Raw genomic sequence first — 18159 nt, 5'->3', positions numbered from 1 at the left:
GGGGCTCTGATGGCGCGTCGGGGGACGAAGATCGTACGGCTCACCGCGGCCGGGGTGGCCGCGGGTGTGCTCGTGGCGGGGATCGCGGTGCCGGCCGTGGGGGGTGCGGCGCTCGGATTCGCGTCGGCGGTGGGCGAGGCGGAGCTCAAGCCGGTCGCCCTCGTCGAGCCGCCGCCGGCCGAGGTCACGATCGTGCAGGACGCCAAGGGGGGCGAGATCGCGCGCTTCTACGAGGAGTATCGGGAGGTCGTCGGCTTCGACCAGATCGCCGAGGTCATGAAGACGGCGATCGTCTCGATCGAGGACTACCGCTTCTACGAGCACGGCGCGATCGACATCGAGGGCACCGTACGGGCGCTGGCCAAGAACCTGCGGGCGGGCAAGGTGAGCCAGGGCGGGTCCAGCATCACCCAGCAGTACGTCAAGCAGGTGCTGCTCAACTCCGCCGACACCGACGCGGAGCGGAACGCGGCCCTTGCGGCCAGCTACGCGCGCAAGCTGAACGAGCTGCGGTACGCCATGGGGGTCGAGGAGAAGTACACCAAAGACCAGATCCTCGGGAAATATCTGAACATCGCGTACTTCGGAGCCGGGGCCTACGGCGTCGAGGCGGCGGCCAAGCGGTTCTTCGGCGTCAAGGCCGACCGGCTCACCCTGCCACAGGCGGCGACGCTGGCGGGAGCCGTACAGGACCCGAACGCCACCGACCCGAACATCGGCAGGAAGCACCGCGAGAGGCTGCTGAACCGCCGTAACGTCGTGCTGAACCGGATGGCCGAGCTGGGCAAGATCACTCCAGCCGAGGCGGCCGCGGCGAAGGCCACCAAACTCGGCTACAAGGGCACCAAGCTCCCCGGTGGCTGCGAATCCAGCAAATATCCGTACTTCTGCCTGTATGTCCGGCAGGAGATCCTCAGCAACCCCGACTTCGGCAAGACCGCCGCGGCGCGCCTGGCGATGCTCAACCGCGGCGGCCTGACGATCAGGACCACGATCGACCCCGCCATGCAGCGGGCCGCAGATCGGGCGATCAGGAAGTACGTGTACGCCTCCGACGACCCCGTCGCCGCCGAGGCCCTGGTCCAGCCGGGCACCGGAGCGATCAAGGCCATGGCCGCGAGCAGGCCGTACGGCGGCGACCGCGCCAGGAACGAGATCTCCTACAACCTCGTCGCGGACGCCGTGCACGGCGGCGGCGCCGGGTTCCAGGCCGGCTCCACGTTCAAGACCTTCACCCTGATCAGCGCGCTGAAGAACGGCATGAAGCTCGACGACGGCCTGAGCGCGGGCGCCGGATACCGGGCCCCGGGCTATTCGACGTTCAAGAACTGCAAGGGCGAGAACATCGGCGACCCGACGCACACGGTCACCAACGACGAAGGCTCCCCGGGGTGGAAGACGCTGCGGACCGGCACCTGGGCCTCGGTGAACACCTTCTTCATGGAACTCGAGCGGCGGGCCGGGCTCTGCGAGACGGTCACCACGGCCAAGTCGCTGGGCATCCGCCGCTCGGACGGGCGGAAGCTGCAGGAGTACGAGACGTTCACGCTCGGCATCAATGAGATGGACCCGGTGACCGTGGCCACGGCGTACGCGGCGATAGCGGCACGCGGCAAGTACTGCGCGCCGACGGCCATCACCCGGGTCACCGACCGCGACGGCAAGGCCACCCGGTACCGGCCGAAGTGCCGTCAGGCGCTCGACCCCGCCATCGCCGACGCGACGGCCGACGTGCTGTCCGGCGTACTCACCAAGGGCACGATGCGCGACGTCGGGGGCATCGGGCGCGACGCGGCGGGCAAGACCGGCACCACTGACGACTACGCGTCGGCGTGGTTCGCCGGGTTCACCCCGGACCTGGCGGCGGCGGTGAGCATCGGGGACCCGCGCGGCTCCCAGGACCACAAGCTGACCGGGGTGACGATCGGCGGGCGCTACTACGGGGCGGTGGCGGGTGCCACCCTTCCCGGGCCGATCTGGAAGGACACGATGATCGGCGCGTTGACGGGCGTGCCCCCGACATCGTTCTCCCCCATCGACACCGCTCGATTCGAGGGGTGCTCCCAGGGTTGCCGAACCGCGCCGACGTCAGCTGACGATGACAGCACGCCTGACCCCTGAAGCGGGCGGGCGTTCGCGCGAAACCGCTGGTTGGATGTCCCGTACGCGTGTGGTGCTGATCACCTTGGATGTGCGGATTTCTGCACAGTTGATCGCTGGCCGTCTCCCTAATGTCTGTCCTGCCGGACGAACCCGGCAGCACCGACAAGGGGGAGGAACCCAATGCGTAAGACCTTTGCGATCGCGGCTCTGGCCGGCTCGATGGCCTTCACCGGTATCGCTCTCAGCCCGGCCGCCCAGGCGACCACCCAGACCACGACCACCACCGCGAGCGCGACCACCTTCACGGTGAACTGGGGCAAATTCTTCTCCAGTGACCGCAAGGCGTACACGTTCGGCAGGACGTGGAAGAGCGGCGGCAAGATCTTCACGACGTGGCACGGGGTGGACAACGTCGGCGGCAAGAAGGGCTGGGTGTGGTTCGAGTACTACAAGAACGGCAGCTGGCACAAGTTCAACCAGTCGTGGGACGGTGAGGTCGTCGGCCGCTGGAGCGGGCGTGGGATCAAGAAGGTGTACACGTTCACCTGCTGGGCGGGCAAGTTCGACAACTGTGGCCGCAAGTACCGCATCTACTAAGCCGGGCAACGTAACGAGCGGTGACCCCGCCGCACTGGCGACTCCTCCCACACGGTCCGTCAGCACCATGGACCCGCAGCATCCCTGTCGTGAGAATCGCGGTCAGCGGAAGTAGCTGGTAAGGGTAGAAGCATGATCTTTTTGAGGCGGACAGTGGGAGTCGCCGTACTCACCCTTCTGGCCATCCCGATCACCGCCACCACGGCCACGCCACCGGCGGCCGCCGACGTGCGCGAACGGTCGCAGGCCGAGGGCGGAACGGCGGGCCGCCGCATGCTGGCCCGGTTGAAGGTCGCCAAGCCGTTATCCATCCGTGGTTACAGCCACCGGCGGTTCCTGCCCCGGTGGGCGCACCACAAGGGCAGGTGCGACGCACGAGAGGTGGTCCTGGCCCGCGACGGGCGACGCGTACGTAAAAACGCCGCCTGCCATCCGGTCAAGGGCGTCTGGTACAGCCCGTACGACGGCAAGCGGCTGAAAAGCGAGAGACTGGTCGACGTCGACCATGTCGTGCCGTTGTCCTACGCCTGGCGCTCCGGGGCGAGCAAGTGGAGCCAGGCGCGGCGCCGCGCCTTCGCCAACGACCTCACCCGCCCCGAGCTGGTGGTGATCAGCCACTCCGCCAACATCGCCAAGGGCGGCCAAGGACCGCAGAGCTGGCGTCCGCCGCGCCGCGCCTACTGGTGCCGGTACGCGACCTCGTGGATCACCGTGAAGCATCACTACCGGCTCCTCGTGACCCGAAAGGAGAAGGTGGCCCTGCTCAACATGCTCCGCACCTGCTGAGCGGCCCATGATCAGGATTCGTCTTTGGCAGGGATCCGCTTGCCGAGGTTGATGAAGAAAAGGACCAAACCCACGGTCAGCACGATGTGCCCCAGTCCGGCGAGGCCGGAGATCATCGCACTGGTCTGAGCGCCCAGGACGGTCTGGGTGCCGTGGATGATCATCATCAGGACGGTTAACGCGAGACCGGCGTTGTAGACCCAGAAGGACCAGTTGAAAAGCCGGCTGGCCGACAAGGTGAACAGCTTCTCCAACGCCAGCACGATGAGGTAGAAGAACATGCCGAGCACGAGCAGGTGCGTGTGCACCACGCCGAGCTGGGTGTCGCCCGTGAAGTCGGTCAACTTGGTGAGCTCGCGATAGTACAGACCACTGATCACGCCAATGATCATGTAGATGTGCGCCGCATGGAGGAGCTTTTTCATGATTAACGCCTTTCTGGGGGGCTGGCGGCGCTTCAGGACCTGGCGTCGTTCCAGGTCGTGCTGGTGAGGAAGTAGGTGTCGTAGAGCTCCTGCACGTCAAGGAGGCTCTCCGGCGGCACCTTGCCGTACGCGATGCGCTCCAGGTGGCGGAAATACTCGAACCGCTCGACGCCCGGAGTGATGACGATGAGGATGTCGGCGTCCTCTCCCGGCGCCGCGGCGAAGGCATGGGGAAGACCGGCCGGCACGATCACGAGGTCCCCACGCTCGGCGGTGACGACCTGCTCGCCGGACAGCAACTGCGCGGTGCCGTCGAGCATGTAGAACAGCTCGGCGGAGGCGCCGTGGCGGTGCGGTTTGGCGCCGTCCGCGCCGTTCGCGAGCGTGACCCGCTGGGTCGACAGCGCGCCACCGGTTGAACTGCTGTCGGCCAGCAGCCGGATGGTGGTGGGGGCCTGGCCGATCACTTCGGCGTCCCCGGAGCGCACGATGACGGACTTGTTCTCGTTTTTGTCGGAGTTGGGCACGATGAGCGACATTTCGGTGGCTCCTTAAGGCTCAGGCGAGGAACAGCAGGACGGCGCAGATGAGGACGACCACGGCGGTGGCGAAGTGGATGCCGAACGCCACCGCCTTGGTGCCGCCGTTACGCAGGACGATGACGGTGTCGGTGAGCGGAATGAGGGCCACGACCAGCATCAACCATGCCTCGGCGCGGACCCCCACGAAGAAGAGCAGGGCCAGGCCGACGAGGCCGTAGACGGCGTCGCGCTGGCCCTTGATGGTCAGGTAGACGGCGTCCCCGTCCTTCTTGGCGGGCACGCCATAGCCGGCGGCGGCGGCCTGCGGCGCCCGCAGGAACTGCAGACCGATGAAGAGGATGAACAGGTCGAGCACGACAGCGAGTCCGTAAGCGATGGGGGTAAGCACGATCCACTCCAATTTCTAGCGCTGCTAGTTGCAAGAGTGACGCTAACATAGCTGCGACAGTTGCGCTAGCGGCGCTAGGAATTCGGTCAGCTGGAACCAGAGGGGTGGGGTTGATCGTCATGGCCGAGTGGGCGCCGGACCTCCACTCGGACCAGCCTCAGCATCGAATACGCTCTCCATCTGGAACAACGCCAGATCCGACAACGGAGCATCAACCTCGACTTAACGATCCAGAGGGATCATGGAGCTTCGCGACATCGAGATCTTCTTGACGCTGGCCGACGAGCTGCACTTCGGCCGCACCGCCCAACGGCTGCATCTCACCCCCGCACGCGTCAGCCAGGCGATCAAGAAGCAGGAACGCGCTCTCGGCGCGGCGCTCTTCAACCGGACCAGCCGCACGGTCCGCCTCACACCCTTCGGCCGTCAGCTGCGCGAGGACCTCCGGCCGATCTACCTCACCCTGGCCGACACGGTCCGACGGGCCAAGGACACCGCCCGTGGCAAGACCGCACGGCTGAGCATCGGAATGATGCCGGTGAACGCCCACGAGCTTCGCCCCTTCTGGGACACTTTCCGGGCCCGCCACCCGCACTGCGAGCTCCGCCTCCGCCACGCCTCCTTCGTCGACCCGTTCGCCGGCCTGCGGTCCGGCGAGTTCGACATCCTGGTCACCTGGCTGCCCGTCGAAGAGCCCGACCTCAGCGTGGGCCCCATCCTGTTCAAGGACCGCCGCGTACTCGCCGTGGCCGCCGACCACGAGCTGGCGCCACGGGCATCGGCTTCCGTGGAGGACATCGCGTTCTACCAGCACTCCGGTGCCCGGAGCACTCCCGATTACTGGGAGGACAGCTTCATCCCTTTCCACACTCCCCGAGGCCGCACGATCGAACGCGGACCCCTGGTGGCGAACATGGACGAGCTGCTCTCGCTGGTCAGTAACGGGGAGATCGTCAATCTCCTGCCGGCTCACTCGACTCGCTACTGGCCACGTCCCGACATCGTGTGGCTGCCCATCACCGACATGGAACCTCTCGCGTACGGCATCGTGTGGCGTACGGAGACAGAGAACGACCTCGTCCGCGCTTTCGCCCAAGTCATCACCGATCTGGGCACCCCGCCTCTCTGACCGCGTGCCGACTCAGTCCACGGCTTCCTAGATCGACGCCAGAACACGGTCGATCGTCGAGCGACCCGCGGGTCCCCAGGTCTTCTTGCCGCCGGGGAGACCTCGGTCTCCGGCCCGGCACAGAGGGCGCCGAAGTCGATGATGCCCGCGAGGGCGCCGTCCACAGGGACGACATTCGCCGGATGCAGATCACCGTGGACCCATGTCGCCCGCGCTGGCCAGGGGCTGATTCAGCCGTACTTCATCCCCGCCACAGGCCACGGCCGTCAGCGTCGTACTGTCGGCACCTCGTCCTTGTGCGACAGCCGTCCGCCGGTGAAACACAGCCGGTACGTCGGCGACGGCGAGTTCGCCCTGATCCGGTAGAAGCGGCACTCGTCAGCGCCCTGCGGATCCGCAGGCGCGCCCCTCGGCCGTCCGCGGTCGTTCACCTGGTACGCGGGCAACCGTGACCCGAGCGACGCCAGGCTCTGGCCGACGCGCAGCTCCGCGTACACCCCGGCGTCCAGCACCGAGCGGCGCGCGGTGTAGAGGTCGTAGCCGGAGGTCACCAGCATCAGGGCGGCGGCCGCCGCGATCGGCAGCCAGATCGCGTCGATCATTCTGCGCCGTACCTTGCGGCGGGCCAGGGCGAGCTCCCGCTGCGAGTCGGGTGGCGTGGCCGCGACCCCCGCGGTGAGCGGCAGCCGGGCGGTGACGGCGAAGCCGCCGTCGGCGGGCCGCGCCCGCAGCCTGCCCCCGGCCAGCCGGACCCGCTCGTCCAGACTGACCAGCCCGAAGCCACCGGACGGTTCCCCCGGGAGGACCGCCGGCAGTGGCCCGGCCGGGGGCGCCGCGTTGACCACGGTGACCTCCGCTTCGCCGGACGCGTGGTCCGTGCCCAGCCGTACGGTGACCGCGGCGCCCGGCGCGTGCTTGGTGGCGTTGGTCAGCGCCTCCTGAACCACCCGGTAGACCGCCCGGTCGGCCATCGGCGGCAGCGGCTCCAGCTCGCCGTGGAGCGTCACCGCCATCCCCGACGCGGCGGCCCGCTCGACCAGCGCGGCCACGGTGTCGCCGGACGGCAGCACGGGCGCGCTCTCGCCGTCCTCCCGCAGTACCCCGATGATCTCGCGCAGCCGTTCGGTGGACCTCGCAGCGGACCCGCGCAGCTCGGCGGCCGCCTGGCGGGCGGACTCGTCCAGCCCCGGATGTACCTGAAGCGCGGCGGCGCTCAGCGCGATCAGGCTCAGCTCGTGCCCCAGCGAGTCGTGCATGTCCCCGGCGATCCGGGACCGCTCCACCAGTCGCATCCGCTCGCCGATCAGGCTCTGCTCCCGCTCCAGCCGCTCGGCGAGTTCCCATCCGGTGCGGACGAGGCCGTCGTGCTGGCGGACGTACCGGCCGGCCAGCCAGGGCAGCAGGATGTTCGTCACCGCAGTGGTGACCAGCGACAGCCAGTCCGACAGCGTGAGGCCGGGAGTGAGATTCACCGCCACCAGCCCCGCCAGGCACACCCCGGCGAAGAACAGCAGCCCGGGACGCATACCGGCGGTGCGCCGCCCCAGCAGGAACGCCAGCAACAGCTGGGGGATCATGAAGGTGTCGGTGTACAGCTCCGGTGTCACCGCCAGAGCCAGCCCCACCGGCACGGCCGCGGCCACGACCGGCCACCGCCGGCCCACGGCCACGGCCAGCGCCAGCAGCGGTACGGCGGCGATCCTCGCCCAGGGCAGTGGAAGACCGGGAGGCTGCCCCACCTCGGGCGACTCGTTCGCCAGGAACACCGGCACGGTGACCGCCAGCCAGAGCAGCAGATCGGCCGGGAACGTCTTCATGACGATGTCCCGGAACGACCAATTCATGGCGGTCACGCTACGCCGTGCCGCACGCCGCCACACCTGACGAAAGTAAGGGGCACCCGCTGCCGATCGTGCATGATCCCGGCCATCTCCGGATCCCTATGGTCGAGACCCCTGTCGGCAAAGGAGCCTGATGATCACGCTGCACGGACTGACCAAACGTTACGGCGACAAGACCGCCGTCGACGATCTCACCCTGGAGCTCACCCCCGGCACGGTCACCGGCTTCCTCGGCCCGAACGGCGCCGGAAAGTCGACCACCATGCGCATGATCATGGGCCTGGACTCCCCCACCTCCGGCACCGCCCTGATCGGCGGCCGCCCCTACGCGGACCTCGACCGTCCGCTGCGTACCATCGGCGCCCTGCTGGACGCCAAGGCCGTCCACCCTGCCCGCAGCGGCCGGGACCACCTGCGCGCCATGACCGTGAGCCAGGGCCTGCCCTTATCCAGGGTCGAGGAGGTCCTCGCCCTCACCGGAATGACGGAGGCGGCCCGCCGCCGCGCCGGGACGTACTCCCTGGGCATGAGCCAGCGGCTCGGCATCGCGGGCGCGCTGCTCGGCGATCCCGAGGTACTGATGCTGGACGAGCCGGTCAACGGCCTCGACCCCGACGGGGTCCGCTGGATCCGCACCCTGCTCAGATCGCTGGCCGCCGAGGGCCGCACGGTCTTCGTCTCCTCCCATCTGATGAGCGAGATGGAGCGCACCGCCGACCGGCTGATCGTCCTCGGCAAGGGCCGGCTGATCGCCGACGAGCCGATGGAGCGCCTGCTCGCTGGCTCGGAGGTGCGGGTACGCGGACCGCGACTGCGACCGCTGGCCGACGTCCTGCCCGCCGCGCGCTGGACCGGCCCGGACGAGCTGACCGTCAGCGGCCACACCACCGAGCAGATCGGCCGGCAGGCGTACGAGCTGGGGTTGCCGCTGTACGAACTGCGCGCCGTCGAGTCCTCGCTGGAAGAGTCGTACATGCGGCTGACCGCCGACAGCACCGAGTTCGGAGCCCACGCATGAACGCCCTGACCCGCGCGGCCGCCGCCGAGTGGCTGAAGCTCCGCTCCGTCCGCTCCACCTGGTGGTTCGCCGGCGGCGCGCTCCTGACGATGCTGCTGGTGGCGGTGCTGGAGGCGAAGGACACGGCCGTCTTTCTGCGCAAACATGGCCTACCGGTCGAACCGGTGTCGTCGGTCATCGAAGGCCTGGACTGGGTGCAGCTCATCTTCGGATCGCTCGGCATACTGGCGGTGACCAGCGAGTACGCCACCCGCAGCATCGTGGTGACGCTGGCCTGCACGCCCTCCCGCACCCGGCTGGTGCTGGCCAAGACGGCCGTCGTGGGCGCTGCGATATTCGTTGCCGGCGGGCTCATCGCCGTCCTCGGCGTGGCGGCCAGCGCTCCGCAGCTGGAGAAGTACTGGGAATTCGACGCCGGACAGGTGACCGGGCGAATCCTGGCCATCGCGGCGTACCTGGCACTCATCGCCATGCTGGCCCTCGGACTCGGCACGCTGATCCGCAGATCGGCCGGGGCCATCACGATGCTGTTCGCCCTGCTGTTCGTGCTCCCGATCGGGTTGCAGGGGCTCGCCACCTCGCTGGACGCCGAGTTCCTCAACACGCTCGCCTACTACACGCCCGCCCCCGTCGGGGAGCGCTTCATCGCGGGGGAGGCGGCATCCGGCCTCGTACTCACCGCGTGGGCCGCCGCGGTGGTCGCCGCTGGGATGTGGGTGATGCGCAAACGCGACGCTTGACCAGCGGCTCACCCCGTCAGTCGCGCGGGACCAGCCCGGCCTCGTACGCCAGCACGGCCGCCTGGACGCGGTTCTTCACCTCCAGGCGGCCCAGCACGGCACTCACATACGCCTTGACCGTCCCCTCCACCAGGAACAGCCGCCCGCCGATCTCCGCGTTGGACAACCCGGCGCCGACCAGCGCCAGCACCTCCCGCTCGCGCGGCGTGAGCACCGCGATCCGCTCCTTGGCCGCCGACTGCCGGCTCATCCGGCCGCCGCTGACCTGCTGAATCACCCGATGGGCGATCTGCGGCGAGAGAAACGCCGCACCACCGTGCACGGCCCGTATCGCCGCCATCAGCTCGTACGGATCACCCGACTTGAGCAGAAAACCGCTCGCCCCGCCGTCCAGCGCCCTGATGATGTACCCGTCTTCGGAGAACGTCGTCAGCATCACCACCGCGACATCGGGGGCCGCCCGGCGCAGCTCCGCCGCCGCGCTCAGCCCGTCCAGCAGCGGCATCCGGATATCGAGCAGGGCCACGTCCGGTCGGTGCGTACGGGCGAGTTCGAGCGCCTCCCGCCCGTTGCCCGCCTCCGCGACCACCTCGATGTCCGGGGCGGCGGCCAAGATGGCTCGTACGCCCACCCGGACCAGGACCTCGTCGTCGGCGAGCAGCACCTTGATCACGCCTCAGACGCTACCGCCGCGTCGCTCCCCACGGCCTAAGGTTCGGCGTTGATTGGAACCATTCTCCTGTATCCGGATAAGTACGGCTGTGACACCCATTCCATATGAGGATCCGACCCCGGCGGGCCTGACGCTCCGCATGGCGACATCCGCTCAGCCACGAAGAGGCGACCTGGCAGAGGATCCGGCGGCCTTCGACGTGCTGGCCCCGATGGAGGACTCGGCGATCATCGAAGCGTCGCTGCGCGAGCCGGAGCGTTTCGCCGAGTTGTTCAACCGGCATGCCGCCGTACTGCACCGCTACGTCGTCCGGCGTCTGGGTCCGGATCACGCGGAGGACGTGGTGGCCGAGACGTTCACCAGGGCGTTCGAGAAGCGGCGCAAGTACGCCTTCGACCGCTCGGACGCCCTGCCGTGGCTGTACGGCATCACCACGAACATCATCGGCACCCACCGCAGGGCAGAGGTACGCGGCTACCGGGCCCTCGCCCGAACCGGCGAGGACCCCGTGGCGGTGGCCTTCGACGAGCGGGTGGTCGCCCGGGTCTCCGCCTCGGCGACCCGGGAACGGCTCGCGGCCGCCCTGGCCAAGCTGGGTCGAGGCGAGCGCGACGTACTGCTGCTGATCGCCTGGGGCGATCTCAGCTATGAGGAAACGGCGCAGGCGCTGGGTGTGCCCATCGGCACCGTACGGTCCCGGCTGTCCCGCGCCCGCCGCAAGATCGCCCACGCGCTGGGCGGCAGCAACCCGACCGACGTCACCGAGGAGGTCTGATGAACGATTTGGACATGGTCCGCGACCTGCGGTCGCAGGTGCGGCAGAGCGAAGAACGCGATCTCCACGGCGCCCGCCGGCGGATGCTGGCCTCGATGGCTCAGGAGCGACCGAGGCGCCGACTCCCCCGTATGGCGCTGCGTGTGGCCGCCGTCGGCGTCCTCGGCGTCACGATCGCGGCCGGTGTCACAGTGGTGCAGTCCGTCCGTACGGATGACCCGGGGAAGGGAGGAACCGCCACTGCCCCGGCATGGCTGCCCATGGCGAACGCGGAGACCCTGGCCAAGCGCGCGACAGCGGCGGCGGCGCACCAGACGGACGTCTACCCGCGAGCCGATCAGTGGATGTACACCAAGAGGGACTTCTACCGCACACCCAAGATCGCCAAGACAAACTCGCGGTACACCGCGGAAATGTGGACCCGGGGGGATGGCAAGGAAAGGGCCATGCGGGAGCAGGACAGCAAGACGATCCAAAGGCGCAAAGGCGGGGAGGATCCCCGTGTACGGTTCGACCCCGCCTACCTACGCTCGCTCCCCTTGGATCCGGACGCTCTGCTGGAACGCCTGAAAAAGGACACAGCGGAGATGATTCCTCTGCCCGAGGCGCGGGCGGTCTCCCATCAGGTCCTGATGATCCTGCAAGAAGGCGCTCCAGCGGCTCGCCTGCGCGCCGCCTTCTACACCGTCCTGTCGAAGTTGGACGGGGTCGGCGTGGAGAAGGTACGCGATCTGCTGGGCAGAGAAGGCTTGGCCATCTACACGGATGACACCGACGAGGGGATTCGCCAGGAAATCATCATCGACCCGAACACCTTCGCCCTGCTCGGGGGGCGCCGCGTCTACATCGGCGGAGCGGATGCGCGGTCCCCGTACGGCAAGCTGCCCAAGGGCGAGGTGGTCTTCTCGGTGGCTCAGGTGGCGGTCGGCATCGTGGACGACGCGGGGGACGTTCCGTAACCGGGCCCGAGGTGAAGACGCACAGCGGGCGCGGGACCGATTCCCGGCCCCACGCCCTCGCTTCCGCAGTGTGATCGTTCAGCTCTGATGAGTGGCCTCCGGCACGGCTTCCTCGGTCTTGCGGTAGCCAAGGCGGCCGCGGGTCGCGACGAGAATGATGATCGCTGCCGTACCGCTCGCGAGCAGGGTGACGTGGGACGTCTGCTGCGCGTTGGCGATCGACGGGAACATGTCCGCGTAGGCGAGCGACATGAAGTTGTTGACGCTGACGTGCAGCACCATGACCAGCGGCAGGCTCTGGCCGGTCCGGTTGAACACCCAGGTGACGATCACGCTGAACAGGCAGGCGAAGGCGATGAACTCGGCGACCGTGAGCCAGGTGACGTTCGGCCACCCGCCCCACTCGCTCAGGAACAGCGGCACGTGCCAGAAGCCCCACAGCGGGCCGAGGATGAGGGTGCCGACCAGCGGGCCGAACTTGCGCTGCAGGCGGGGCAGGGCGAAGTCACGCCAGCCGGGCTCTTCCGCCAGTCCGGTGGTGACCATCTGGAGCAGCAGACTGGGCAGATAGGCCACCAGCACGGCGACGGGCGGCATGTGGATGTCTTCGTTGGACACCGCGAAACCGCTGATGATGATGGCGGTGGGAACACCGGCGGCGGCCCCGAGGTACCAGATCCAGCTGACCCGCCACTTCATCATCCGCCCGACCCACCGGCGAAGGCCCGCCTTGCCGTCCGCGACCGCGGTCACGATGAACGCGGCGAAAATGGGTCCGAGATAGGCGCCGGGGAGAACACCGGCGAACTGCGTGGTCCCGAGCACCGAAGGGAAGGTGAAATCTAAGATCCCCAGGCCGGTCGCCGAGAGAATGTAGGGCGTCCAGGCGGCCCAGCTCATCAGATTCGCCAGCACGAAGAAACTGAGCAGCGGACGACGCCGGATGAAACCCCGTAGCCCGGTCTGACTCGCGTAATGCTCGCTGCCCCGCCGACTGTCGACTGTCATTTCATTTTCTCCTGAGAGATGCGCTTGACTGACAGTGATCAGCACATCAGTCAGGGGCCCTCCCGGTCGCTCCCATGTACGCCCCAATGGGGGTATAGCTAGGGGTACCTGGGGAGAACGCAGCCGCCCCACCTGGGCATACAGGCGCCTCGAGCCGCGGATCAACGGCCGCAGAGCGGGTTCCATGTCCGTGGAGCAGAGCGAGGCTAGGTCGTTGGACAGCTTCGAAGCATCATGGACACCGGTCGCTGTGAATCCTGTACTCTCGCTCAGGCCGAGGATGAGCACTCCGCCGTGGGTGTTGGCGAAGGCCGACAGGGTCTCCCGGATCGTCTTCGGCAGCTCGCGCTGGGACTGCTTCACTTCCACGTCGGAGACGTCCCCACCGAGTACGCGGAGGTTCGCGCAGAAACAGAGCCCTCAGCTTGGATCGACAGATTCTACGCCGGACGTCCTGCCATCCCCACCGGCAGCCTCATCCTCGACGCGAAGATCACTCGCATGCGGAAAACAGGGTTAGTACGTCACAGCTTTTCCAATCAGGCTCGTTTCTGTACTGATTAGGTGTCTCCGGCGCGCTGTCTGGTGGGCCGCACGGTATGAGTTCGCCATCGCGACGCTGGGCTGTCGGCTCGGCGCCATGGCCTACGCCTGGGAGGGGCTGCTGGCGTCGGGCAGGCTGACGAAGCTGCCCATGCCGCGGACGGTGTAGATAGCCCCCTCTTCGCGAAGGGCTCTCATCGTCTTGTGGGCGGTCATCCGGGCGATGCCGAACTCCTGCATGAGATCGTTCTCGCTTGCCACGCGTGAGCCGGGGCGGTAGACACCTGCCGCGATGCGTTCGCGGATCACCTGTGCGGCCTGCTGCCATCTCGGCTGATCCTCACGGAACTCGATCACGATGTAACTGTAGGCAACTCTGAGCTACCATCGCGGCTCGACAGCTTCCCTGGACCTCGCCTGGGACAGATGCCCGGGAGACCCCTGAGGCCACTCCATGCTTCCTGCACATCAACGGAAAGCGATATCTCTTGCCTTTGAGGCCAGCGGAGAACGCGCAGGCGAAGCCTGCGCCTGAGGAGGGCGTCCGAGCGTAGCGAGGTCCTGCAGGGGTCGGGCCGTTGGCCCGACTGGGGGCTACGCCTGAAGCCCCCGGAAGCGCGAAGCGCTGACTGCGAAGCCCGTTGTGCGCCGCAGGCGCCCCTGGAAGGACGCCTGGAGCGGAGCGCAGGCCCTTTGTGCCGTACGGGTCAGCCGCGGGGCGCGTACATGATCACCAGGACGCCCGCCAGGCAGATCAGCGCGCCGATGACGTCCCAGCGGTCGGGACGGAAGCCGTCGGCGATCATGCCCCAGATCAGCGAGCCGGCCACGAACACGCCACCATAGGCGGCCAGGATGCGTCCGAAGTGGGCGTCGGGTTGAAAGGTGGCGACGAAACCGTACAGTCCGAGCGCGATCACGCCCGCGCCGACCCAGATCAGGCCGCGTTGCTCGCGCACGCCTTGCCAGATCAACCAGGCGCCGCCGATCTCGAACAGCGCGGCCAGACCGAACAACAGCAGAGAACGGGCGATCGTCATAGCAGCCATTGCACCAGGCCGGGCCGGAGCGGGTCAGTGTCGGGGCTGGTCAGCGTCCACATCCCGGTCGCCATGAGGACGACCGTGCCGACGACGCTCTGTTTGGCGGAGGATGGACCGGCAGCGACCGCGGCCGTGGCTGTGGTGGCGGGCGTGGGCGTGGCCGGCAAGGCGGCAGCGAGCGCGGATGTGACGGCCCAGCGGCGGGAGCAACCGAGGTCCGAGCCTCGTGGATGCTATGGCAGAACCGTAAGTCACGCCGCTGCTGCGGTGGAAGACGGGTATTCAGGCTTGAATGTGCGGAAGGTATCGTGAGGCTTGTGACGACGTTTCGGATCAGCGAGGCCGCGGCACTGCTCGGGGTCAGCGCCGACACCGTTCGCCGGTGGGTGGACGCGGGTCGGCTGGGCGCCGAGCGGGATGAGCACGGTCACCGGCGGGTCAACGGCGCCGATCTGGCCGCCTTCGCTCGCTCGCAGATCGAGGAGAGCGACGGCGGTAGTCGCTCCTCGGCGCGTAACCGCTTTCGCGGAATCGTGACCGAGGTGATCCGCGATTCGGTGATGGCGCAGGTGGAGATCGCCGCCGGGCCGTTTCGGGTGGTTTCGCTGATGAGCCGTCAGGCCGCGGATGAGTTGGGCCTGGAGGTGGGGGTGGTGGCGGTCGCCGTGATCAAGTCCACCAACGTCGTCGTGGAGATTCCCGGTCACGAGCGCGTGGCCAGTTATTTGTGAGGAGCCCTCCTTGGTGTTCAGGCGTCTTTCCCGATGGGCGATCGCCCTGCCCGTCGTGCTCGCGCTGGCGGGCCTGTCCGGTTGCGGCTCCGGGCAACCGGCCACCTCCTCCACAGCATCGGTGTCGTCCGCCGCCGCGAACGGGGCCAAGGAGGTGACGGTGTTCGCGGCGGCGTCGCTGACCGGGACGTTCACCGAGCTCGGCAAGACCTTCGAGGCCGCGCATCCGGGCACGACGGTGAAGTTCAACTTCGGCTCCAGCGCGACGCTGGCCCAGCAGATCGTTCAGGGGGCGCCGGCGGATGTGTTCGCCGCGGCGAGCCCGGCCACGATGAAGACGGTGACCGACGCGTCGCTGGCGAGTGCGCCGACCACGTTCGTGCGTAACAAGCTGGAGATCGCCGTGCCGAAGGACAATCCGGCCAAGGTGGATGAGTTGACGGACCTGGCCGACAGCAAGGTGAAGGTGGCGTTGTGCGCCGAGCAGGTGCCGTGCGGGGCGGCGGCGGTCAAGGCGCTGGACGCGGCCGGGCTGAAGGTCAAGCCTGTGACGCTGGAGCAGGACGTCAAGGCCACGCTGACCAAGGTCGAGTTGGGCGAGGTGGACGCGGCGCTGGTGTACAAGACCGATGTGATCGCCTCGGCGGGCAAGGTGCAGGGGCTGGAGTTCCCTGAGGCGGACAAGGCGATCAACGACTATCCGATCGCCACACTGGCCAAGGCGCCGGCCGGCGACCTGGCCAAGCAATTCGTGGATCTGGTGCTGTCGCCGCAGGGCAAGGACGTGCTGACCAAGGCCGGCTTCGAGGCTCCCTGATCGCTCATGAACCCTTCCGTGCCGGAGCAGGTCGACCTGTCGAGCTCGCCACGCGGGCCCGGCAGTCGGCCGGCCGCGGGGCGCGAGGTCTCCGGGCGCCTGCCGTGGATGCTGGTCGTGCCCGCCGTCGTGGGTCTGGTCTTCCTCGTACTGCCGCTGGCCGGGCTGCTGATCCGCGCCCCCTGGTCCACGCTGCTGCGGCGGCTGGCCGAGCCGCAGGTGCTGGAGGCGTTGCGGCTGTCGCTGGTGTGCGCCACCATCGCCACCGCTGCGTGCCTGCTGCTCGGCGTGCCGCTGGCCTGGCTGCTGGCCCGGGTGTCGTTTCCCGGGCGGCGGCTGGTCCGAGCCCTGGTCACCGTCCCGCTGGTGCTGCCGCCGGTGGTCGGCGGTGTCGCGCTGCTGCTCGTACTGGGGCGGCGCGGGCTGGTCGGGCAGTGGCTGGATACCACGTTCGGCATCACGCTGCCGTTCACCACCGCTGGGGTGATCATCGCCGAGGCGTTCGTGGCGATGCCCTTCCTGGTGATCAGCGTGGAGGGGGCGTTGCGTGGTGCCGACCGGCGTTTCGAGGAGGCCGCGGCCACGCTCGGCGCCTCGCGGTGGATCGTGTTCCGGCGGGTGACGCTGCCGATGGTCATGCCGGGTGTCGTGGCCGGGGCGGTGTTGTGCTGGGCGCGGGCGTTGGGCGAGTTCGGCGCGACGATCACGTTCGCCGGCAACTTCCCCGGCACCACCCGCACCATGCCGCTGGCGGTCTATCTGGCGCTGGAGACCGAGCCGGAGGCGGCCATTGTGCTCAGCCTCGTCCTGCTGGCCGTCTCGGTGATCATCCTGACCAGCCTGCGGGATCGGTGGGTGAGCGCGCCGTGATCCAGCGTGACCGGTGGGTGAGTGTGTCATGACCCTGTACGCCCGGCTGGTGGTCACCCGGCCCGCCTTCACCCTCGACCTCACCCTGGAGGTCGCTCCGGGCGAGGTCGTGGCGCTGCTGGGCCCCAACGGCGCGGGCAAGACCACCGCCCTGCGCGCCCTGGCCGGGCTCACCCGCCTGTCCGACGGGGAGATCGTCCTGCGCGACAGGCCGCTGCACACCCTGCCCGCCGAGGAACGCCCGATCGGCATGGTCTTCCAGGACTACCTGCTCTTCCCGCACCTGACGGCGCTGGACAACGTCGCGTTCGGGCCGCGCTGCCATGGCGTGCCCAAGGCCGAGGCCCGCCGTACCGCCGCCGCCCTGCTGGAACGTGTCGGCCTGGCCGAGCGCGCCGCCGCCAAGCCACGGCAGCTGTCCGGCGGACAGGCTCAGCGGGTGGCACTGGCGCGGGCGCTGGCCGTACAGCCCGATCTGCTGCTGCTGGATGAGCCGCTGGCCGCGCTCGACGCCCACACCCGGCTGGAGGTCCGCTCCCAGCTGCGCCGCCACCTGGCCGACTTCGACGGCGCGACCGTGCTGGTCACCCACGATCCCCTCGACGCGATGGTGCTGGCCGACCGGCTGATCGTGATCGAGAACGGCGCCATCGTCCAGCAGGGCAGTCCGGCGGAGGTGGCCCGCCGCCCCCGTACCGACTACGTGGCCCGCCTGGTCGGGCTCAACCTGTACCGCGGCGTGGCCGACGGATCGCGGGTCAAGGTCGGCGAGCTGTTGCTGCACACCTACGAACACCTCGACGGGCCCGCGTTCGTCGCCTTCCCGCCGTCCGCCGTCGCCCTCTACCGGACCCGCCCGGACGGCAGTCCGCGCAACCTGTGGCAAGCCCGCATCGAGGGCATCGAACGCCACGGCGACAACGTACGCGTACACCTCGACGGCCCCATCATCGCCTTCGCCGACATCACCACCGCCGCCGTCGCCGACCTCGACCTGACCCCGGGCCAGCAGATCTGGGCCTCGGCCAAGGCCACCGAGACCCACGCCTACCCCGCATGAACCCGCCCGCGCCGGACGACCGGCATGACTCGAATCTCACTGTGGTCTCCCGCTGCGGCATCGAGCGGAGTGTCGCGACACTCAACCAGGCTGGTAGCAAGGGCTCGGTGC

At 68.6% G+C, this 18159-nt stretch carries 21 protein-coding genes and 1 pseudogene; 12 read left to right on the top strand and 10 right to left on the bottom strand.

The window, feature by feature from the left end; translation table 11 throughout:
- The first annotated feature begins 9 nt into the window (after positions 1–9).
- The 3 genes from ACGFJ2_RS28090 (at position 10) to ACGFJ2_RS28080 (ending at position 3486) form a co-directional block, all read left to right on the top strand.
- Positions 10–2121 (top strand): transglycosylase domain-containing protein, encoded by a 2112-nt coding sequence (locus ACGFJ2_RS28090; protein ID WP_393473166.1) that lies wholly within the window; start codon positions 10–12, stop codon positions 2119–2121.
- A 162-nt stretch (positions 2122–2283) separates the two neighbouring features.
- Entirely contained in the window at positions 2284–2700 is a 417-nt protein-coding gene (locus ACGFJ2_RS28085; RefSeq protein WP_357957588.1) for a hypothetical protein, read from the top strand.
- A gap of 132 nt (positions 2701–2832) precedes the next feature.
- Positions 2833–3486, top strand: a complete 654-nt coding sequence (locus ACGFJ2_RS28080; protein WP_357957590.1) for an HNH endonuclease family protein — start codon at positions 2833–2835, stop codon at positions 3484–3486.
- Between the two features lie 11 nt (positions 3487–3497).
- Here ACGFJ2_RS28080 and ACGFJ2_RS28075 read toward each other — a convergent pair whose 3' ends face one another.
- The 3 genes from ACGFJ2_RS28075 to ACGFJ2_RS28065 are packed head-to-tail and all read right to left on the bottom strand — an operon-like array spanning position 3498 to position 4841.
- Positions 3498–3911: a DUF2871 domain-containing protein gene (locus ACGFJ2_RS28075; protein WP_357957592.1), complete on the bottom strand. Its 414-nt coding sequence runs from the start codon at positions 3909–3911 to the stop codon at positions 3498–3500.
- 32 nt (positions 3912–3943) lie between these two features.
- The gene (locus ACGFJ2_RS28070) at positions 3944–4450 is read right to left on the bottom strand and encodes a cupin domain-containing protein (protein ID WP_357957594.1); all 507 of its coding nucleotides are present in this window, start codon (positions 4448–4450) and stop codon (positions 3944–3946) included.
- A 19-nt stretch (positions 4451–4469) separates the two neighbouring features.
- A complete protein-coding gene (locus tag ACGFJ2_RS28065) occupies positions 4470–4841 on the bottom strand; it encodes a DUF4267 domain-containing protein (protein WP_357957596.1) in 372 nt (123 codons plus the stop codon).
- Between the two features lie 241 nt (positions 4842–5082).
- Between ACGFJ2_RS28065 and ACGFJ2_RS28060 the strand changes: the two genes are divergently transcribed.
- Positions 5083–5970, top strand: coding sequence for a LysR family transcriptional regulator (locus ACGFJ2_RS28060; protein WP_393473160.1), 888 nt, complete (start codon positions 5083–5085; stop codon positions 5968–5970).
- A gap of 266 nt (positions 5971–6236) precedes the next feature.
- Here the strand turns inward: ACGFJ2_RS28060 and ACGFJ2_RS28055 are convergent, their stop codons facing one another.
- On the bottom strand, positions 6237–7814 hold the full coding sequence (locus ACGFJ2_RS28055) for a sensor histidine kinase (RefSeq protein WP_393473157.1): 1578 nt from the start codon (positions 7812–7814) through the stop codon (positions 6237–6239).
- A 130-nt stretch (positions 7815–7944) separates the two neighbouring features.
- Here ACGFJ2_RS28055 and ACGFJ2_RS28050 point away from each other — a divergent pair, with 130 nt between their 5' ends.
- Positions 7945–8829, top strand: a complete 885-nt coding sequence (locus tag ACGFJ2_RS28050) for an ATP-binding cassette domain-containing protein (RefSeq protein ID WP_357957602.1) — start codon at positions 7945–7947, stop codon at positions 8827–8829.
- Positions 8826–9569, top strand: a complete 744-nt coding sequence (locus tag ACGFJ2_RS28045) for an ABC transporter permease subunit (RefSeq protein ID WP_393473154.1) — start codon at positions 8826–8828, stop codon at positions 9567–9569. Before ACGFJ2_RS28050 ends, ACGFJ2_RS28045 begins: the two co-directional genes overlap by 4 nt.
- 16 nt (positions 9570–9585) lie before the next feature.
- Here ACGFJ2_RS28045 and ACGFJ2_RS28040 read toward each other — a convergent pair whose 3' ends face one another.
- Entirely contained in the window at positions 9586–10242 is a 657-nt protein-coding gene (locus ACGFJ2_RS28040; RefSeq protein WP_393473151.1) for a response regulator, read from the bottom strand.
- An 88-nt stretch (positions 10243–10330) separates the two neighbouring features.
- Between ACGFJ2_RS28040 and ACGFJ2_RS28035 the strand changes: the two genes are divergently transcribed.
- A complete protein-coding gene (locus ACGFJ2_RS28035) occupies positions 10331–11017 on the top strand; it encodes an RNA polymerase sigma factor (protein WP_357957608.1) in 687 nt (228 codons plus the stop codon).
- Positions 11017–11976, top strand: coding sequence for a CU044_5270 family protein (locus ACGFJ2_RS28030; RefSeq protein ID WP_393473148.1), 960 nt, complete (start codon positions 11017–11019; stop codon positions 11974–11976). Before ACGFJ2_RS28035 ends, ACGFJ2_RS28030 begins: the two co-directional genes overlap by 1 nt.
- Before the next feature lie 78 nt (positions 11977–12054).
- On the opposite strand, the gene ACGFJ2_RS28025 is transcribed toward ACGFJ2_RS28030, so the two are convergent.
- From ACGFJ2_RS28025 to ACGFJ2_RS28005, 5 genes and pseudogenes are all read right to left on the bottom strand, one after another.
- Complete coding sequence (locus tag ACGFJ2_RS28025) at positions 12055–13029, bottom strand: CPBP family intramembrane glutamic endopeptidase (protein WP_393473977.1); 975 nt, start codon at positions 13027–13029, stop codon at positions 12055–12057.
- A 123-nt stretch (positions 13030–13152) separates the two neighbouring features.
- Positions 13153–13347 (bottom strand): annotated as a pseudogene (locus tag ACGFJ2_RS28020) (helix-turn-helix domain-containing protein); the annotation flags it as partial.
- A gap of 282 nt (positions 13348–13629) precedes the next feature.
- Positions 13630–13884: a GntR family transcriptional regulator gene (locus ACGFJ2_RS28015; RefSeq protein ID WP_358180133.1), complete on the bottom strand. Its 255-nt coding sequence runs from the start codon at positions 13882–13884 to the stop codon at positions 13630–13632.
- Between the two features lie 350 nt (positions 13885–14234).
- Positions 14235–14567, bottom strand: coding sequence for a YnfA family protein (locus ACGFJ2_RS28010; protein WP_357957614.1), 333 nt, complete (start codon positions 14565–14567; stop codon positions 14235–14237).
- Positions 14564–14737, bottom strand: a complete 174-nt coding sequence (locus ACGFJ2_RS28005) for a hypothetical protein (RefSeq protein WP_393473143.1) — start codon at positions 14735–14737, stop codon at positions 14564–14566. Before ACGFJ2_RS28005 ends, ACGFJ2_RS28010 begins: the two co-directional genes overlap by 4 nt.
- A 150-nt stretch (positions 14738–14887) precedes the next feature.
- Between ACGFJ2_RS28005 and ACGFJ2_RS28000 the strand changes: the two genes are divergently transcribed.
- The 4 genes from ACGFJ2_RS28000 to ACGFJ2_RS27985 are packed head-to-tail and all read left to right on the top strand — an operon-like array spanning position 14888 to position 18048.
- The gene (locus tag ACGFJ2_RS28000) at positions 14888–15301 is read left to right on the top strand and encodes a helix-turn-helix transcriptional regulator (RefSeq protein WP_357957616.1); all 414 of its coding nucleotides are present in this window, start codon (positions 14888–14890) and stop codon (positions 15299–15301) included.
- 10 nt (positions 15302–15311) lie between these two features.
- Entirely contained in the window at positions 15312–16118 is an 807-nt protein-coding gene (gene modA, locus ACGFJ2_RS27995) for a molybdate ABC transporter substrate-binding protein (RefSeq protein ID WP_393473140.1), read from the top strand.
- A gap of 6 nt (positions 16119–16124) precedes the next feature.
- Positions 16125–16988 carry an ABC transporter permease gene (locus ACGFJ2_RS27990; protein ID WP_393473137.1) on the top strand — a complete coding sequence of 288 codons (864 nt, stop codon included), beginning with the start codon at positions 16125–16127 and terminating at the stop codon, positions 16986–16988.
- A gap of 28 nt (positions 16989–17016) precedes the next feature.
- Positions 17017–18048: an ABC transporter ATP-binding protein gene (locus tag ACGFJ2_RS27985; protein WP_393473134.1), complete on the top strand. Its 1032-nt coding sequence runs from the start codon at positions 17017–17019 to the stop codon at positions 18046–18048.
- The last annotated feature ends 111 nt before the right edge of the window (positions 18049–18159 follow it).

Source organism: Nonomuraea sp. NPDC049028 (assembly GCF_043197735.1).
Lineage (GTDB): Bacteria > Actinomycetota > Actinomycetes > Streptosporangiales > Streptosporangiaceae > Nonomuraea.
Note: the sequence above shows the minus strand (reverse complement) of the source record. Positions and strands in the feature narration are given on the sequence as shown.

Excerpts from the sequence above, each read along its gene's own strand:
- ACGFJ2_RS28090 (WP_393473166.1), top strand. The coding sequence starts at position 10 with ATGGCGCGTCGGGGGACGAAGATCGTACGGCTCACCGCGGCCGGGGTG.
- ACGFJ2_RS28085 (WP_357957588.1), top strand. The coding sequence starts at position 2,284 with ATGCGTAAGACCTTTGCGATCGCGGCTCTGGCCGGCTCGATGGCCTTC.
- ACGFJ2_RS28080 (WP_357957590.1), top strand. The coding sequence starts at position 2,833 with ATGATCTTTTTGAGGCGGACAGTGGGAGTCGCCGTACTCACCCTTCTG.
- ACGFJ2_RS28075 (WP_357957592.1), bottom strand. The coding sequence starts at position 3,911 with ATGAAAAAGCTCCTCCATGCGGCGCACATCTACATGATCATTGGCGTG.
- ACGFJ2_RS28070 (WP_357957594.1), bottom strand. The coding sequence starts at position 4,450 with ATGTCGCTCATCGTGCCCAACTCCGACAAAAACGAGAACAAGTCCGTC.
- ACGFJ2_RS28060 (WP_393473160.1), top strand. The coding sequence starts at position 5,083 with ATGGAGCTTCGCGACATCGAGATCTTCTTGACGCTGGCCGACGAGCTG.
- ACGFJ2_RS28055 (WP_393473157.1), bottom strand. The coding sequence starts at position 7,814 with ATGAATTGGTCGTTCCGGGACATCGTCATGAAGACGTTCCCGGCCGAT.
- ACGFJ2_RS28050 (WP_357957602.1), top strand. The coding sequence starts at position 7,945 with ATGATCACGCTGCACGGACTGACCAAACGTTACGGCGACAAGACCGCC.
- ACGFJ2_RS28045 (WP_393473154.1), top strand. The coding sequence starts at position 8,826 with ATGAACGCCCTGACCCGCGCGGCCGCCGCCGAGTGGCTGAAGCTCCGC.
- ACGFJ2_RS28030 (WP_393473148.1), top strand. The coding sequence starts at position 11,017 with ATGAACGATTTGGACATGGTCCGCGACCTGCGGTCGCAGGTGCGGCAG.
- ACGFJ2_RS28010 (WP_357957614.1), bottom strand. The coding sequence starts at position 14,567 with ATGACGATCGCCCGTTCTCTGCTGTTGTTCGGTCTGGCCGCGCTGTTC.
- ACGFJ2_RS27990 (WP_393473137.1), top strand. The coding sequence starts at position 16,125 with ATGAACCCTTCCGTGCCGGAGCAGGTCGACCTGTCGAGCTCGCCACGC.
- ACGFJ2_RS27985 (WP_393473134.1), top strand. The coding sequence starts at position 17,017 with ATGACCCTGTACGCCCGGCTGGTGGTCACCCGGCCCGCCTTCACCCTC.